Annotated in this window: 7 protein-coding genes; 3 read left to right on the plus strand and 4 right to left on the minus strand. The window is 46.6% G+C overall.

Annotation, left to right across the window (positions count from 1 at the left end):
- Window positions 1–62 precede the first annotated feature (62 nt).
- The 4 genes from R7M72_RS18015 to R7M72_RS18030 form a co-directional block, all read right to left on the minus strand.
- Window positions 63–512 carry a hypothetical protein gene (locus tag R7M72_RS18015; RefSeq protein WP_054574283.1) on the minus strand — a complete coding sequence of 150 codons (450 nt, stop codon included), beginning with the start codon at window positions 510–512 and terminating at the stop codon, window positions 63–65.
- A 1-nt stretch (window position 513) separates the two neighbouring features.
- Complete coding sequence (gene arcB / locus R7M72_RS18020; RefSeq protein WP_005381826.1) at window positions 514–2868, minus strand: aerobic respiration two-component sensor histidine kinase ArcB; 2355 nt, start codon at window positions 2866–2868, stop codon at window positions 514–516.
- Between the two features lie 237 nt (window positions 2869–3105).
- On the minus strand, window positions 3106–4851 hold the full coding sequence (locus R7M72_RS18025) for a GGDEF domain-containing protein (RefSeq protein WP_213969655.1): 1746 nt from the start codon (window positions 4849–4851) through the stop codon (window positions 3106–3108).
- A 35-nt stretch (window positions 4852–4886) separates the two neighbouring features.
- Complete coding sequence (locus R7M72_RS18030; protein ID WP_017633631.1) at window positions 4887–5846, minus strand: TIGR01212 family radical SAM protein; 960 nt, start codon at window positions 5844–5846, stop codon at window positions 4887–4889.
- Window positions 5847–6397: 551 nt separating this feature from the next.
- On the opposite strand from R7M72_RS18030, the gene gltB (R7M72_RS18035) reads away from it, so the two are divergent.
- The 3 genes from gltB (R7M72_RS18035) to gltB (R7M72_RS18045) all read left to right on the plus strand — a co-directional run bounded on the left by gltB (R7M72_RS18035) (window position 6398) and on the right by gltB (R7M72_RS18045) (window position 17329).
- Complete coding sequence (gene gltB / locus R7M72_RS18035; RefSeq protein WP_318056286.1) at window positions 6398–10948, plus strand: glutamate synthase large subunit; 4551 nt, start codon at window positions 6398–6400, stop codon at window positions 10946–10948.
- Window positions 10948–12417 carry a glutamate synthase subunit beta gene (locus R7M72_RS18040; protein ID WP_138938955.1) on the plus strand — a complete coding sequence of 490 codons (1470 nt, stop codon included), beginning with the start codon at window positions 10948–10950 and terminating at the stop codon, window positions 12415–12417. The genes gltB (R7M72_RS18035) and R7M72_RS18040 overlap by 1 nt, the downstream gene beginning before the upstream one ends.
- Window positions 12418–12865: 448 nt before the next feature.
- Window positions 12866–17329 (plus strand): glutamate synthase large subunit, encoded by a 4464-nt coding sequence (gene gltB / locus R7M72_RS18045; RefSeq protein WP_318056287.1) that lies wholly within the window; start codon window positions 12866–12868, stop codon window positions 17327–17329.
- The last annotated feature ends 14 nt before the right edge of the window (window positions 17330–17343 follow it).

A 17343-nucleotide genomic window follows, 5' to 3' on the forward strand; every position in this document is an offset into this window, starting at 1 on the left:
GCTTGCTCATTGAGCAAGCCCTTTTTGTTTTAGGTCTAACGACTAATGCAACATCATTGCGGTTAATAAACCTTGTTAATCTTCACGTACTTTTCGACTAACCAACGCTGTTTACCCGCATCGTCTAGAAGCACTGCGATATCAACCGATTTTTCTGTGTTCACATCAATGTGAGACGAGAACGCCACCTCCCATCGGCTTTCACTGTGCGTTCGAGTATCTAAAGACGCACTGTCCACCAACCACTCTTTTTGCCCCTGTTTAATAATAAGAGCTTCTGCCGTTAGATTTGCAGGAAGTAACTGATCTCCTTCGAGGTAAAGTGCACCTTGAATACTTTGCTCTTCCACGTCCCCAATATTCGGCATGAGGTTCACCCATAAATTACTTTTGAGCTCAACATTAACCTCATTAATCGTAATCTGACTGTTTTGTTGCCAATTCACATTTGGAACGGAACTACAGCCTGCCATCAATGCCATGACTAACGCCAATGGTGCGATTCTTTTCATGTTATTTCCTTTGTTCCAACCAACTTTTGAGGACTTGAATATCGTTTTGGTATTCATTTTTGATCTCTTCAACCCAGTCTGAAATGTTTTCCCACCATGCAGGCATATCGGGCGATTGCGCTTTTTGCGCCACACTTTGGATACGTTTCAGGCCAATTGAACCTGCAGCACCTTTGATTTTATGCGCTTCAGAAACAATCCCATCTTGATCTTTCGCTGTCATGTTCGAATCTAAGACATCGATATAGTCTGGCATCATATCTTCAAACATTTTTATGCTGTCGTAGACAGGTTTTGCACCAACAATGTCGACGTAAGACTCTAACATATCCATATCGAGCAAATGTGTCTCAATCACAGGAGAAGGCACTGGCTCTTCCACTGTTTCGGGACCGCTCACCACTTCCTTAGGTTGTTCTAACTGGTGAGCGAAGAATTTATCAATCACTGACTGAATAGCATTCACTGCCAGCGGCTTACTGATCGCATCATCCATGCCGTTATCTAAGTATTCACGACGATCTTTCATTACATTAGCAGTTAAGGCGACCAATGGAGGAAGATTGTTATAATGCTTGCGGTAATAATTGGCGACATCAAAGCCCGTCATATCAGGCAGTTGGATATCCAACAACGCTAAGTCGTATTTTTCTGGCACAAAGTTCACTAACGCTTCTTGGCCCGTCATTGCCACGGTGACAGAGTGCCCTAAGCTCTCAAGTAACGATTTAGCCACAGTTACGTTAAGCTCGATGTCTTCGACCATAAATATGTTGAGGCGCACATTGTCGCGTTTCGCATCAATGACTGGCTCAGCTAGTTCAACAATCGGAACGTGGATCGATACAGTAAAAGTGCTACCAAAGCCTTCCTCACTGGTAACCGTAATGTCACCATCCATCATATTGATCAGTTGCTTAGATACCGCCAAACCAATACCTGTACCGACCGCATGCAGGTTGTCCTTGCCTGATTTCACTTGGTAGTACATCGCAAAGATCTTATCTAGCTCTTCGTCTGGGATACCAATACCAGTGTCTTCCACTTCCATAATAATGGTCGCAAAATCGTCTTCGACATCCGCGCTCACTGTCATCACAACGCCACCTTCTTTGGTGAACTTCATTGCGTTGCTGACCAAGTTCCAAATCACCTGACGTAGACGGGTTGCATCCACTTCAATTGCTTTTGGCAAGTCGCTTAAACGTTCTAAGTCAAAGCGTAACCCTTTTTGTTCCGCCATCAGAGCAGAGATACTCTCAATCTCTGCGACGAAGTCTTCGAAGTTAAGTGGCGCAGGTAATAGTTCTAACTTACGGCGATCAAATTTATCCATATCGATAATATCGTTGAAGATGTTACCTAGAGTAATCGCACTCACATTGATGGTCTGCATGTGTTTACGCTGCTCTTCTGTCAACGGACTATCTAGAAGCATACGACTTAAGCCTACAATGCCATTCAGCGGCGTTCGCAGCTCATGACTGATGGTTGAGATGAAGGTAGTTTTGTCGCGGCTTGCTTTCTCTAACGACTCTTCATGGCGCTTACGTTCAGTGATATCACGACCGAACCCAACGAGACCAAGGTGGCGGCCATCTTTGCTGTAAAATGGCACTTTACGCAGCTCAAAGTAATGCTTGCGACCATCTGGGTATTCGAGCCATTGCTCGTAAGTAATTGCTTGATTATCGGCAAAAACCTTTTGGTCAGTATCAACGATATGCTCGGCGATTTCTTTGCTATACACATCCCAAGGGCTTAATCCGACTAACTGGTGCTCTTTCTTGCCCGTTAGCTCTTCCATCGCGCGGTTACAGCCAGAGAAAACACCATCCGCATTGCGGTAGTAAATTAAGTCTGGTGAGGCATCAATAAATGAACGCAGTAATGCGGTACGTTCTGCCAACTCTAATTGAGTACGTTCGCGTTGGAACACCTCATTTTCGAGGTCTTGCATCGCCTCTTCACGTGCTTCTTCCGCTTTAATACGCTCTTCAATTTCTTGGTTAAGCTTTTCAATGTTTTGTTGAAGTTGGTAATTCAGCTCTTGATCTCGCGAACGCATGTCCTTCAGTTTGGACACCAGCTTAGTTAAACGCTGGCGAGACTCTTCTAGTTGATCGACAACCACAGAGAGGAAGTAAACCGCCCAAGGGGTGATCAATAGACCAAAAAACACCGAACGGACAATGTCGATATCATCTACTCGCCCTTTGAGAGCTAAAGTAATCCCTACCTGCACCACAACAGCTAATGCCACCAGCGCAAGGGCTAGCAAAATAGAGAAGCGAACAATCCCCAGTTTGACTAGCAAGTCGACATAATACTGGGCGAGGTTTTTCATGGGTTTCATTAACTACTCCATGGTGGTGGCTAGATAGCGCCATTCGATGATGAAAAACAGGTAAATGCACTCGACCTAACGCAATTTAGGTCTGTTTGATTAGTGAAAAACACACGGTGCGATCTGCGCTTGTGACACGAGATAGAAAGATAAACCAACGAGCGCACAGGCTTCTGTAAGTTTAACGTGTTTAATACGGTGATTTAAACAATCAGCTATCAACTTAGAGCAAGCGGTCACAAAGCGTTAGCAAGAACTGGGGTGAATACAGGTGCGATTACGTCCATCAGCTTTAGCTTGGTATAACGCACTGTCAGCCATAGCGATGCCCATTTCGGGTTCATCACCATGCTGAGGAATGTAAGAGACCAGACCGATACTGACGGTAAGGCGTTCAGATGCTTCTGAACTGTCGTGTTCCATATCAAGCTGTAGAATTTTCTCATGAATACGCTGTGCTACGTTGCGCGCACCTTCCGTGGTGGTATTCGGCAAGATAAAACCAAACTCCTCGCCACCATAACGCGCAACACAATCCGAAGAACGATTGATGACTTGTGTAAACACGGTAGCGACACTGACTAACGCTTCATCACCTTGTTGGTGACCGTAACAGTCGTTGTAATCTTTGAAAAAGTCGATGTCACATAACATGATGGTGAGCGGCAGCTTTTCTCGAGCGTGGTGGTACCACAATACCTGCAGTTGTTCGTCGAAACGGCGTCGGTTCGATACTTGAGTTAAGCTATCCATAAAGCTCAATTTTTCTAACTCTAGGTTGGCTTTTTCCAACTTTTGTTCTGCAAGATAACGCTCAGAAATATCACGCGCCATGATCAGCACACCATTCGTTCCTGATGCTTTATCTTTAAAAGGCGATTTCACCACATCAAACCACGTACTTTTACCATCACTACTCACGACTTTATCTATGTATCGAACTGGCTCTAACTGGCGTAATGCTTCTAAGTCACTGTCTGCTAAGCGCGCGTACATCTCTTTAGGAATCACGTCTTGGAGGCGCTTACCTATCAAATCAGAAATTTTTGAAATGCCTAACGCCTTAACAAAAGGCTGATTACACGCTTGATAGACCATGTTCTCATTGAAAATACCAATAGAGTCCGGACTGGCATCCAGAATCGTTTGTAAGATAGTATCTCTTTGCGCTAGCGCCACCTCTGTATCTTTGCGACGCTCCATTTCATCTCGCAGATTCTGTTGCATCTTGTGCCATTCAGTCACGTCATGACTAATAGACAGCGTACCGATAAGCTCACCACTCGGCGAAACAAGAGAGTTTTGATTGACTTCCAGTAAGCAACTTCGACCTTGTGGATCCGTTGTCCATTTACGTTCGCTTTTTCTGGTCATCTCACCCAAGGCCTTGGATGCGCAAGCTTCTTCCCTTCGCCCTTGCCAGAATTGATCAAATGCTCGATTGGTCGTTAATAGATTGCCTTGGCGGTCTTGGGTACAAATCAGCTCTGAAAGTGAGTCTAATGCCGAACGTGCGATGATTAATTGGGCAAGTTCTTGTTGCTGCTCTTGGTGAGTGGCTTGATATGGCTGAGCATAAAGAATCCAAACTCGATGATTGCGCAATAAACTCTTTCTGCCTGACAGCTCCACTTTAATAGATTCACTATCAGATAGTCGCCAGTCAAAAGCCTGCTGACGAAAATGACGACTAGAGAAGCGATCGAGAAACTGCTCAAGCTCATGAATATCGAATAAAGCAGGATACAAATATCCCGTTCCCAAAGAGCGAATGCCTAATAACTGCATCGCAGCCCGGTTAGATAGCAAGAGCTGAGCATGGCTAGTGTCCACCACTATGACTGGATAGGGAGAATCCGTTACTAGTTGCTTAAGTGACGTCTGAAAGTGCAAATAGATCAGTGCTAACGCGCACACGCCTGCGATTAACAACAAGACGACATAGCCATAACCGCCTTGACCACCCCAAAGCCAATTGAGTAACTGATCCATCGTTTAAACCTTCAAAGAACACTGGTTAAAATATATCAGTTATTTATTGAGCGATCTGCTATTAATTCCGGTTTAGTATAGATAAAGGTATTCCCCGTAAGACTCCCTTGAGCACCATGAGCACTGAGATCTCGACCAATTTCCGTCATCGCTAGCCAACGGTTTTCACACCACAGAGGCGATAATAACGTGGGCCTCCTGGCTGCTGATGAAACGCGATGATAAATCACATCTGGTGGTGTCATACGAATCATTTCACTGGCGATCGCAACATATTCTTCTAATTCAGGGGCTTCTAGCTTTCCAGCACGCCAAGCTTTCGCCATGGTGCTACCTTCGACAATATGCAAGCCATGTAACTTGATGCCATCCGTTCCCACGGCCAACACTTTTTGCAGCGTTTCAATATTTTCGGCGCGGGTTTCTTTGGGTAAACCCACAATTAAGTGAGTACAAACCTTGATTCCGAGTGTTCGAGCACGCTTAGTGATTTCGGCATAACACTCAAAGTCATGACCACGATTGATACGTTTGAGGGTGTCGTTGTTGGCGGTTTGAAGACCTAGTTCTAGCCAAATTTCATAACCTTGCTGTACATAGCCCGACAGTAAATCCAATACCGCATCAGGGACGCAATCAGGACGCGTCCCCACACAAAGACCAACCATGTCTGCAGCCTTTAGTGCTTCCTCATACATGTTTTTGAGAACTTGTACTTCTGCATAGGTACTGGTGTAGGCCTGAAAATAAGCGAGATACTTCTTCGCTCTGTGAATTTCACCTGCGCGATCTTTTAACTGTTCGTGAATGCTTTTTATCTGGACTTCTTCATCTGCAAACGAAGCCACATTGCAAAATGTACATCCTCCCCGCCCAATCGTGCCATCGCGGTTAGGGCAACTAAATCCACCGTGCAATGTTAACTTATGAACCTTTTCACCGTATCGACGCTGAAGATCTTGGCCGATTGTATTGACCAACTCATGTAACTGCATAAATTCTCACCAACAATAAATCGTAATCAATCTCACTACGATCTGTGTAAATAAATTACATCCCTGCAAGAAAAAACACACAATATTAATCAATTCAAACACCCACCATGCAGGTCAAAATCAATAAACTTGCATAATTAAAGACAAAAATCGTTCATGTTGCGTAAATGTTAAACTAAAAATGCATAATTAAACGAAAAAATTGGGTCACAACGCCGACTTTTTCATTGCAATCTGAAGTGACAAAATTGTAGGATACTTACACAACCCCGTTATTTTTGTGACTTTTATTACAAAGCACACTGCGGGATTTGTCGGTGTTATCCCACTCCTACCTATATAAATCACTAGATAGTGATAATAAATAAAGGGATACCACCAAGGATTGTTTTTCTCGCAAAACTTTTCCTGCGAGATACGGAAAGGAATCAAGACCGGTCAACCTAGATCGGTGGCGATAATAAATATAAAGGACAAGACGTAATCAATAGTCTAGGTAGTATTTGCTGCCCGGTACTTTTGCGTCGACATTGAACTGGAAGGATGTATCTATGGTAGATAGAGAGCAAAATCCACAGGGTCTGTACACTCCGGAACTGGAGCATGACGCTTGTGGTATCGGTTTTGTTGCTCACCTTAAAAACCGTAAATCTCATGAAGTAGTGACTCAAGCATTGGATATGCTGGCTCGCATGGAACACCGTGGTGGTCAAGGTTGTGACCCATGCAGCGGTGACGGTGCGGGTATCTTGCTACAAAAACCTCATGAATTCCTATTAGAAGAAGCCGTTAAGCTAGGCATTAAACTGCCTTCGTTTGAAAAGTATGGTGTTGGTGTCGTTCTTTTCCCGAAAGACGAATACAAACGCGAACAATGCCGTGACATTCTAGAACGCAACGCACAGCGTCTAGACCTTGAAGTTATCGGCTACCGCGTATTACCAACCGACAACTCCATGATTGGTGCCGACCCTCTAAGCACAGAGCCTCAATTTGAGCACGTGTTTATCTCCGGCGGCCCTGGCATCACGCCTGAAGAGCTAGAACGCAAACTGTACGTACTTCGTAATTACACCGTACGCGTTTGCCTAGAAAGCGTTTCGAACATTGGTGACGACTTCTACATTAACTCCATGTCTTACAAGACATTAGTGTACAAAGGTCAGTTAACGACTGAGCAAGTACCTCAGTACTTCCTCGATCTGCAAAACCCGACCATGGTGACTGCACTGGCACTGGTACACTCTCGTTTCTCTACCAACACCTTCCCGAAATGGCGTCTTGCACAGCCTTTCCGTTACATTGCCCACAACGGCGAAATCAATACAGTTCGCGGTAACTTGAACTGGATGAAAGCCCGTGAAGCAATCCTAGAATCAGACCTGTTCACTCAGGCTGAAATCGACATGCTTCTTCCAATCTGTCAGGAAGGCAGCTCGGATTCATCTAACTTTGACATGGCACTTGAGCTCCTAGTTCTGTCTGGTCGCAGCCTGCCACACGCATTGATGATGATGATTCCTGAAGCATGGCAAGAAAACAAAAACATGGATCCTAAACGTCGCGCGTTCTATCAGTACCATGCGAACATCATGGAACCATGGGATGGCCCGGCTTCCGTATGTTTTACTGATGGTGTTCAAGTTGGTGCGACACTAGACCGTAACGGTTTGCGCCCTTCTCGCTACACAGTGACCAAAGATAACTTCCTAGTGATGGCATCTGAATCTGGTGTTGTGGATATAGAACCAGAAAACGTTGAGTTCCGTGGTCGCCTACAGCCAGGTCGTATCTTCGTTGCAGACCTAGAACAAGGTCGAATCATCTCTGATGAAGAAGTGAAAGACACCATCGCAACGGCACAGCCTTACGAGAAGTGGGTAGAAGAAAACCTACTGAGCTTGAAGAAGCTGCCAGATGCGAGCAACCAGTTCAGCCAACCTAAGCCAGAACACCTTCTACACCGCCAACAAGCGTTTGGCGTAAGCACTGAAGAAGTGAACGAAATCATCGTTCCAATGGCGAATGACGCGAAAGAACCATTATCAGCAATGGGTGCCGACTGGCCTCTTGCGGTTCTATCTCATCAATCTCAGCACCTTTCAAACTACTTCAAGCAGCTGTTTGCACAAGTAACTAACCCACCGATCGACCCGATCCGTGAGCGCATGGTTATGTCGCTGAACACTTACTTGGGTAAAGACCAAAACCTTCTGACTGAAACACCACTTCACTGTCAGAAAGTAGAATTGGAATCGCCTGTTCTAGCCAACTCTGAGCTTGAAAAATTGCGTGCGATCGATAACGAGCACCTACAAGCGAAAACGTTGGATATCGTATTCCAAGCTAGTGAAGATCAAGGCAAACTTGAGCGTGCATTAAAACGTATCTGCCAATACGCAGAAGACGCGGTTATCGATGGTTATTCAATCATCCTACTCACTGACCGCGCAGTGAATTCAAACCACGCGGCGATCCCAGCAATGCTGGCAGTTGGCGCAGTACACCACCACTTGATCCGTAAAGGTCTACGTGCGAAGTGTGACATCGTGGTTGAAACTGGTGACGCGCGTGAAACGCACCACTTTGCAACGCTACTTGGTTACGGTGCGAATGCGGTTAACCCTTACCTAGTGATTGAAACCATCATTGAACTTCAACGTACGAAGAAGTTGGATCCAGAAGCGAACCCTCGCGATCTGTTCAACAACTACCGTAAAGCGATCAATGGCGGTCTTCTGAAGATCTTCTCGAAGATGGGCATCTCTACGCTACAGTCGTACCATGGTGCGCAAATCTTCGAAGCATTGGGTATCCACAAATCCGTGGTCGACAAATACTTCACAGGGACGGTTTCTCGTATCCAAGGTCTAACCCTTGATGATATCGCCAAAGAAGTACTTATCCGTCACCGCATCGGTTACCCACAACGCGAAATCCCAATTCAAATGCTGGATGTTGGTGGTGTTTACCAATGGAAACAGCGTGGTGAGAAGCACCTATTCAACCCAGAAACCATTTCTCTACTGCAAGAGTCTACGCGCAACAAGAACTACGATCAGTTCAAGCAATACGCGACTGCTGTAGATAAGCAAGGTGACAACGCGGTAACCCTGCGTAGCCAACTTGAGTTCATTAAGAACCCCGCTGGTTCTATCTCTATCGACGACGTCGAGCCAATTGAAAGCATCGTGAAACGCTTCGCGACGGGCGCTATGTCATTCGGTTCTATTTCTTACGAAGCACACTCCACACTAGCTGTTGCGATGAACCGTCTTGGCGCGAAATCGAACTCTGGTGAAGGTGGTGAAGACCCAATGCGTTTCGAGCGCAAAGAGAACGGCGATTGGGAACGCTCTGCAATCAAGCAGGTGGCTTCAGGTCGTTTCGGCGTAACCTCTTACTACCTAACTAACGCTGAAGAGCTGCAAATCAAAATGGCTCAAGGTGCGAAGCCAGGTGAAGGTGGTCAGCTACCAGGCGATAAAGTAGATGACTGGATCGGTGCAACGCGTCACTCGACTCCGGGCGTTGGCCTTATCTCTCCACCACCACACCACGATATCTACTCAATCGAAGATTTGGCTCAGCTTATCTACGACTTGAAGAACGCGAACCGCGCAGGCCGTGTAAACGTGAAGCTGGTATCAGAAGCAGGCGTAGGTACGATCGCTTCTGGTGTAGCGAAAGCGAAAGCGGACGTTGTACTAATCGCAGGTTTCGACGGCGGTACAGGTGCATCACCAATGTCTTCAATCCGCCATACCGGTCTTCCTTGGGAACTTGGCTTGGCAGAAACGCACCAAACGCTACTGAAGAACGGTCTACGTAACCGTATCGTGGTTCAAGCAGATGGTCAGATGAAGACACCTCGCGACCTTGCAGTGGCAACACTACTTGGTGCAGAAGAATGGGGCGTAGCAACCGCAGCATTAGTGGTTGAAGGTTGTATCATGATGCGTAAGTGTCATAAGAACACTTGTCCTGTTGGTATCGCGACTCAGAACAAGACGCTTCGCGAGCGCTTTGATGGCCGCGTAGAAGACGTCGTTACCTTCTTCCAATACATGGCACAAGGTCTACGTGAAATCATGGCTGAACTTGGCTTTCGCACTATCGATGAGATGGTCGGTCAAGGTCAGAAGCTGAAGATTCGCCAAGACATTTCTCACTGGAAATACAAGAACCTAGATCTGTCTCCTGTTCTCCACGTTGAGCAACCACGTGAAGCTGATGGTGTATTCAACCAAGCTCAACAGAACCACAACCTGGAAGAAGTGCTAGACCGTAAGCTGATTCAAGCAGCTATCCCTGCACTAGAGAAAGGCGAAGCGGTAAATGCCGAGTTCCCTATCGTCAACACGGACCGCTCTGCAGGTACCATGTTGTCGAACGAAATCTCGAAAGTGTACAAAGATGCAGGTCTACCTCAGCCAATGAACGTGAAGTTCAAAGGTTCTGCAGGTCAGTCATTCGGCGCATTCCTAGCTAAGGGCGTGAAGTTCGAAGTGGAAGGCGACGCGAACGACTACTGGGGTAAAGGCTTATCCGGCGGTACTTTAGTACTTTATCCAGATGCGAAATCAAGCATTGTCGCGGAAGACAACATCGTGGTTGGTAACGTGTGCTTCTACGGTGCAACTTCGGGTGAGTCTTTCATTCGTGGTATGGCTGGTGAACGTTTCTGTGTTCGTAACTCAGGCGCGAAAGTAGTAGTAGAAGGCGTCGGTGACCACGGTTGTGAATACATGACTGGCGGTGCAGCCATCATCCTTGGGTCAACAGGTCGTAACTTTGCCGCAGGTATGAGTGGTGGCGTGGCTTACGTATGGGATAAATCAGGTGACTTTGAGTCAAAACTGAACCCAGAGTTAGTAGACTTAGATCCAATCGAGAAAGAAGACAGAGATCTATTACTCGACATGCTAACTAAGCATGTTCAATTCACAGGAAGTGAAGTCGCGCAGTCTTTCCTAGACAATTTTGAAGCTAGCCTAGCCTCTATGGCTAAGGTAATGCCGCGTGATTACAAAGCGGTTCTTCAAAAACGCAAAGCTGAAGCACTGTCTCAAGGAAACGAAACTCAAGTGGAGGCCGTATAATGGGTAAGCCTACTGGATTTTTAGAGCATGGTCGTGAACTACCACAGAAGATTGACCCAGCTGAACGCATCAAGAACAACAAAGAGTTCGTCCTGAACGAGGAGTTTGGTGACAAGATCAATACTCAAGCTTCTCGTTGTATGGATTGTGGCGTGCCGTTTTGTCATAACGGCTGCCCTATCGGTAACATCATCCCAGAATTTAACGACGCGGTTTATCGTGATAGCTGGGAAGAAGCTTGGAACATCCTAAGCTCGACGAACAACTTCCCAGAGTTTACTGGTCGTGTTTGCCCTGCTCCATGTGAAAGTGCTTGTGTTCTTGGTATCAACCAAGACCCAATCACTATCTGTAATATCGAAAAAACTATCGTAGAAACGGCGTATCGTGAAGGGTACGCCAAACCAAAAACACCACGATCTCGCACTGGTAAAACGGTGGCGATCATTGGTTCTGGACCTGCTGGTCTTGCGGCTGCTGAGCAGCTAAACAGCGCAGGCCATACCGTGACAGTATTCGAGCGAGACGAGAAAGTGGGCGGTCTGCTACGTTTTGGTATCCCAGACTTTAAACTGAGCATGGAAGTCATTGATCGCAAGATCAATCTAATGGCAGAAGCTGGCATTGAGTTTAAAGTAAACCAACACGTCGGTGTTGATGTAAATGCTCAGCAACTGCGTCAAGAATTCGATGTGGTTCTACTGACGGGAGGCTCAACAGTTCCACGTGATTTGCCAGTTCCGGGTCGTGAGCTCAAAGGCGTTCACTTCGCAATGGAATTCCTAGGTCAAAACAACCGCCGTGCAAATAACATGGACCTGAAAACGGAAGAGATTCACGCAAAAGGTAAACATGTGGTTGTCATCGGTGGTGGTGATACCGGTTCAGACTGTGTAGGTACGTCAAACCGTCACGGCGCAGCAAGCGTAACTCAAGTGGAAATCATGCCGATTCCACCAGAAAAGCGTCCTGCCAATATGCCTTGGCCTCAATACCCAATGATCCTACGTACTTCGACCTCTCATGAAGAAGGTGTCGATCGTCACTGGAACATCCTGACCAAAGAGTTCATCGGAAATGACAAAGGTGAAGTCACAGGCCTTCGTCTTGCTGATATCGTTTGGCAAGATGCAAAACCAGGCGAGCGCCCAAGCTTCAAAGAAGTAGAAGGCAGCGAGCGTGTGATTCCATGTGATATGGCATTTCTAGCGATGGGCTTCCTACACCCTGAACCAACAGGCGTACTTGCTCAACTGGATATCGCACTAGACGATCGCGGTAACGTAGCAACTCAAGATTTTGCTACTAACCAAGAAGGCGTATTTGCTGCTGGTGATATGCGAACAGGCCAATCTTTGGTGGTTCGTTGTATCAATGAAGGCCGCGAATGTGCCCGTGCTATCGATGATTATCTAATGGGTGGCACAAACCTAGAAGCAAAAGCAGATTCACTGATGCTTTCTGCTTAACGAAGCAGTCATGCTTCTCTCTTTCAATTGCCTAATAGCCATCAGCAATATCGATGGCTATCGGTGAAGAAAGAAAACAATTCCTTCCAATCTTTCTATTTTGACCAGCATTTTATGCTGGTCTTTTTTATCTCCCACAGAATCAAATGTTACTTTTTTGTAACAATCAATTTTCTATCTATTTGAAATTATTAAACTATTTTAGCTTATTAAATGGTAAATCGTATATTCACGTGATGATCCACTAATAACTTGACCTTTTTTACAATAAGCTATAGCTTGTGAAGTTGATGAAAATAAAACACTCAAAAAATGTTAAATATTTCACAACTTTTACTGAATAATTATACATAAAGCTATAAAGATGACGCATAGTTAGTCATCGATATCAACGTAAGCAGTGTTGATATATCTGTCGGGATGACGGATAAGCAAAGGGAGAATTGCAATGGCTCTTTATGATCCAAGTCTTGAGAAAGACAACTGTGGATTTGGCTTGATCGCGCATATGGAAGGCGAACAAAGCCACAAGCTGGTACGTACAGCAATTTCTGCACTTGACCGCATGACTCACCGTGGTGGTATCGCCGCCGATGGTAAAACTGGTGATGGTTGTGGTCTTCTATTACAAAAGCCCGATTCCTATTTACGTCTTATTGCCGAAGAAAATGGTTTCAACCTTGGCAAGCAATACGCCGTAGGGATGATTTTCTTCAACCAAGATCCAGTCAAAGCTCAACTCGCTAAAGACATCGTCAACAAAGAACTGGCGCAAGAGACGCTAACTGTGGCTGGTTGGCGTGAAGTACCAACTAATTCAGAAGTACTCGGTCCAATTGCGGCCAACTCGCTTCCAAATATTCAGCAAGTCTTTATCTCTGCACCGGCAGGTTGGCGCGAGCGTGACATTGAACGTCGTCTCTACATCGCACGCCGTCGCATCGAGAAACAAATCACCGAAGATCCGGATTTCTACATCTGTAGCTTGTCGACTCAAGTTTTGGTGTACAAAGGCCTATGCATGCCTGCGGACTTACCGCGCTTTTATCTTGATCTTGCCGATCTACGTATGGAATCTGCTATCTGTCTGTTCCACCAGCGTTTTTCTACCAACACTCAACCGCGTTGGCCATTAGCTCAACCGTTCCGCTACCTTGCTCATAATGGTGAGATCAATACCATTGAAGGTAACCGACAATGGGCACGCGCTCGTGCTTATAAGTTCTCGTCACCACTGCTGCCTGACCTACAAACTGCAGCACCGTTTGTGAACGAGACAGGCTCAGACTCGTCTAGCTTAGATAATATGCTAGATCTCTTCTTAGCTGGCGGCATGGATATCTTCCGTGCCATGCGTATGCTCGTACCGCCAGCATGGCAAAACCACCCGGATATGGATCCGGATTTGCGTGCGTTTTACGATTTCAACTCCAAACACATGGAACCATGGGATGGCCCAGCAGGTATCGTACTGTCCGATGGTCGTTATGCTGCTTGTAACCTAGACCGAAACGGTCTACGTCCTGCGCGTTATGTAATTACCAAAGACAAGCTGATCACTCTGGCATCTGAGGTAGGGATTTGGAATTACGCCCCAGATGAAGTTGCCAAAAAAGGTCGTGTAGGTCCGGGGGAATTGCTCGTCATCGACACTCGTAAAGGTAAGCTTTGGCAGTCTAGCGAGATCGATAATGACCTGAAATCTCGTCACCCTTATCGCGAATGGATGGAGAACAACGTTCGCAAACTAACACCGTTCTCTCAGCTGCCTGAAGATCAAGTAGGTGAGCGCAGCTTTGATGAAGACTTGCTTAAGACTTATCAAAAGCAGTTTGCCATGAGCAATGAAGAAGTCGATCAAGTATTGCGTGTCCTCGGTGATATGGGGCAAGAAGCCGTCGGTTCGATGGGTGATGACACCCCGATGGCGGTTCTTTCTTCGAAAGAGCGCTTGGTGACTGATTACTTCCGTCAGAAGTTCGCGCAGGTCACCAACCCACCAATCGATCCGCTGCGTGAGAAACACGTCATGTCGCTAGCGACCAGCATCGGCCAGGAGATGAACGTCTTCTGTGAAACCGATGGCCACGCGCATCGTGTAACCTTTGATTCTCCAGTACTGCTCTATTCAGACATGCAGCAACTACTAGAGCTGAGTGACGATCATTACCGTAATACCATTCTCGATATCAACTACGACCCACAACAAAAAGATCTTAAACAAGCCATTAATGATCTGTGTGAGCAAGCAGAGCAAGTCGTTCGTGAAGGCACGGTTTTAGTGGTGCTTTCGGACAGAGCCTTGGTCAAAGGTAAGTTACCAATTCCGGCAGCAATGGCAGTCGGCGCCGTTCAAACTCGTCTGATTGACGCGAGCTTACGTTGCGATGCCAACATTGTTGTTGAGACCGCAACAGCTCGTGACCCACACCAATTTGCTGTCTTGCTTGGCTTTGGTGCTACTGCGGTTTACCCATACCTTGCTTATGAAGCGTTAGGTAAACTGATTGATGATAAAGCACTAGAGAAAGACTACCGCGATGTGATGCAAAACTACCAATACGGCATCAACAAAGGCCTGTACAAGATCATGTCGAAAATGGGGATCTCAACCATCGCCTCTTACCGCTGCTCACAACTGTTTGAAGCAGTTGGCTTGAGCCAAGATGTGGTCGATCTGTGTTTTAAAGGCGTCACAACTCGAATTGAAGGCGCGAATTTTGACGACTTCCAGCAAGATCTTACAAACTTATCTCGTAAAGCATGGGCGAAACGCAAATCGATTGATCATGGCGGCTTGTTAAAGTACGTCCATGGAGGTGAATATCATGCTTACAACCCGGATGTCGTCGGCACGCTGCAACAGGCCGTTAAATCTGGCGAAAGTAACGACTATCAGAGCTTTGCTAAGCAGGTAAACCAACGCCCTGTTGCCATGCTGCGTGACTTAATGTCGCTGAAAAAATCAGACTCACCGCTGCCACTTGAGCAAATAGAACCACGCACTGAACTGTTCAAACGCTTTGACTCAGCGGCAATGTCCATTGGCGCACTTAGCCCAGAAGCGCATGAAGCACTTGCAACGGCGATGAACCGTCTTGGTGGTTACTCTAACTCGGGTGAAGGCGGTGAAGATCCTCGCCGTTTCGGTACTGAGCGTAACTCACGTATCAAACAGATTGCTTCTGGCCGATTTGGTGTAACGCCGCATTACCTGACTAATGCGGATGTACTGCAAATCAAGGTGGCACAAGGTGCGAAACCGGGTGAAGGTGGACAGCTACCAGGACACAAAGTCACCGCAGAAATCGCAAAACTGCGTTATTCGGTACAAGGCGTGACTCTGATCTCCCCTCCTCCGCATCACGATATCTATTCGATTGAAGATTTGGCCCAGCTGATCTTCGACCTTAAACAAGTCAACCCGAATGCGCTGGTTTCGGTAAAACTCGTCTCCGAGCCAGGTGTCGGCACCATCGCAACGGGTGTAGCCAAGGCTTACGCTGATCTTATTACCATTTCGGGTTACGACGGTGGTACCGCAGCAAGCCCATTAACTTCGGTAAAATACGCTGGTAGCCCTTGGGAGTTGGGGTTGGCAGAGACACAACAAGCTCTGGTTGCTAATGGTCTGCGTCATAAGATCCGCCTACAGGTAGACGGTGGTCTAAAGACTGGTTTAGACGTAGTTAAAGCCGCAATTTTAGGTGCAGAAAGCTTCGGTTTTGGTACTGCGCCAATGGTCGCTATGGGTTGTAAGTTCCTACGAATTTGTCACCTCAACAACTGTGCAACTGGGGTTGCGACTCAAGACGAGACACTGCGTAAAGAATACTTCAAAGGTCTACCAGAAATGGTGATGAATTACTTCATAGGCCTGGCAGACGAAGTGCGCGGATTACTCGCCGAACTTGGCGTTGAAAAGCTGACGGACTTGATTGGTCGTACCGATTTACTTGAGGCAGTAGAGGGATTTACAGCGAAACAGACCAAGCTGGATCTATCCAATATTCTAGAAGCTCCAGTATCACCTGAGGGCCATCCGCTATTTTGGACAGAGCCAAACAAACCGTTTGATAAAGCTGAGCTCAACCAAAAGATCGTTGATGATGCCATGCATGCGGTCGAAAACAGTCAATCGGCAAGTTTCTTCTACAATGTCATCAACACTGATCGTTCTGTTGGTGCACGCTTATCTGGCGAAATAGCAAAACGCTATGGCAACCAAGGGTTGGCGGCTTCCCCTATCAAAATCTATCTTGACGGCACCGCAGGCCAGTCCTTTGGTGTTTGGAACGCAGGTGGTGTAGAGCTTTACCTCACGGGCGATGCGAACGACTACGTGGGCAAAGGTATGGCGGGTGGTAAAGTGGTTATCAAACCTCACCTTGGCACTGCATTTAAGTGTAATGAAGCAACCATCATTGGTAACACCTGTCTGTACGGCGCGACCGGCGGTAAACTATTTGCAGCCGGTAAAGCCGGTGAGCGTTTCGGCGTACGAAACTCAGGTACGATAGCCGTCATTGAAGGTGCTGGCGATAACGCTTGTGAGTACATGACTGGCGGTATTGTTGCCATTCTTGGTGCGACAGGTGTGAACTTTGGCGCGGGTATGACTGGAGGCTTTGCCTATGTTCTGGATGAGAACCAAAGCTTTGAAGGTCGAGTTAATACTGAGTCTGTCGAAGCCATCTCATTGTCCGATCTTTACATCCACCAAGAACATTTGCGTGGCCTAATTGCGGAACACCTTGAAGAAACAGGGTCGAGTCATGCTGAAAATATTTTGGCGAACTTTGATGAATGGATTCCAAAGTTCTATTTGGTGAAACCACAAGCGGCAGATCTTCGCACGCTACTTGGTCACCAGAGCCGCAGTGCCGCAGAGCTGCGTGTTCAAGCACAGTAATCATGGAGGATGTT

The sequence above is a fragment of the Vibrio sp. YT-18 genome, from assembly GCF_033337345.1.
In the GTDB taxonomy this organism is placed as follows: domain Bacteria; phylum Pseudomonadota; class Gammaproteobacteria; order Enterobacterales; family Vibrionaceae; genus Vibrio; species Vibrio alginolyticus.

Excerpts from the sequence above, each read along its gene's own strand:
- R7M72_RS18015 (WP_054574283.1), bottom strand. The coding sequence starts at position 512 with ATGAAAAGAATCGCACCATTGGCGTTAGTCATGGCATTGATGGCAGGC.
- arcB (WP_005381826.1), bottom strand. The coding sequence starts at position 2,868 with ATGAAACCCATGAAAAACCTCGCCCAGTATTATGTCGACTTGCTAGTC.
- R7M72_RS18025 (WP_213969655.1), bottom strand. The coding sequence starts at position 4,851 with ATGGATCAGTTACTCAATTGGCTTTGGGGTGGTCAAGGCGGTTATGGC.
- R7M72_RS18030 (WP_017633631.1), bottom strand. The coding sequence starts at position 5,846 with ATGCAGTTACATGAGTTGGTCAATACAATCGGCCAAGATCTTCAGCGT.
- gltB (WP_318056286.1), top strand. The coding sequence starts at position 6,398 with ATGGTAGATAGAGAGCAAAATCCACAGGGTCTGTACACTCCGGAACTG.
- R7M72_RS18040 (WP_138938955.1), top strand. The coding sequence starts at position 10,948 with ATGGGTAAGCCTACTGGATTTTTAGAGCATGGTCGTGAACTACCACAG.
- gltB (WP_318056287.1), top strand. The coding sequence starts at position 12,866 with ATGGCTCTTTATGATCCAAGTCTTGAGAAAGACAACTGTGGATTTGGC.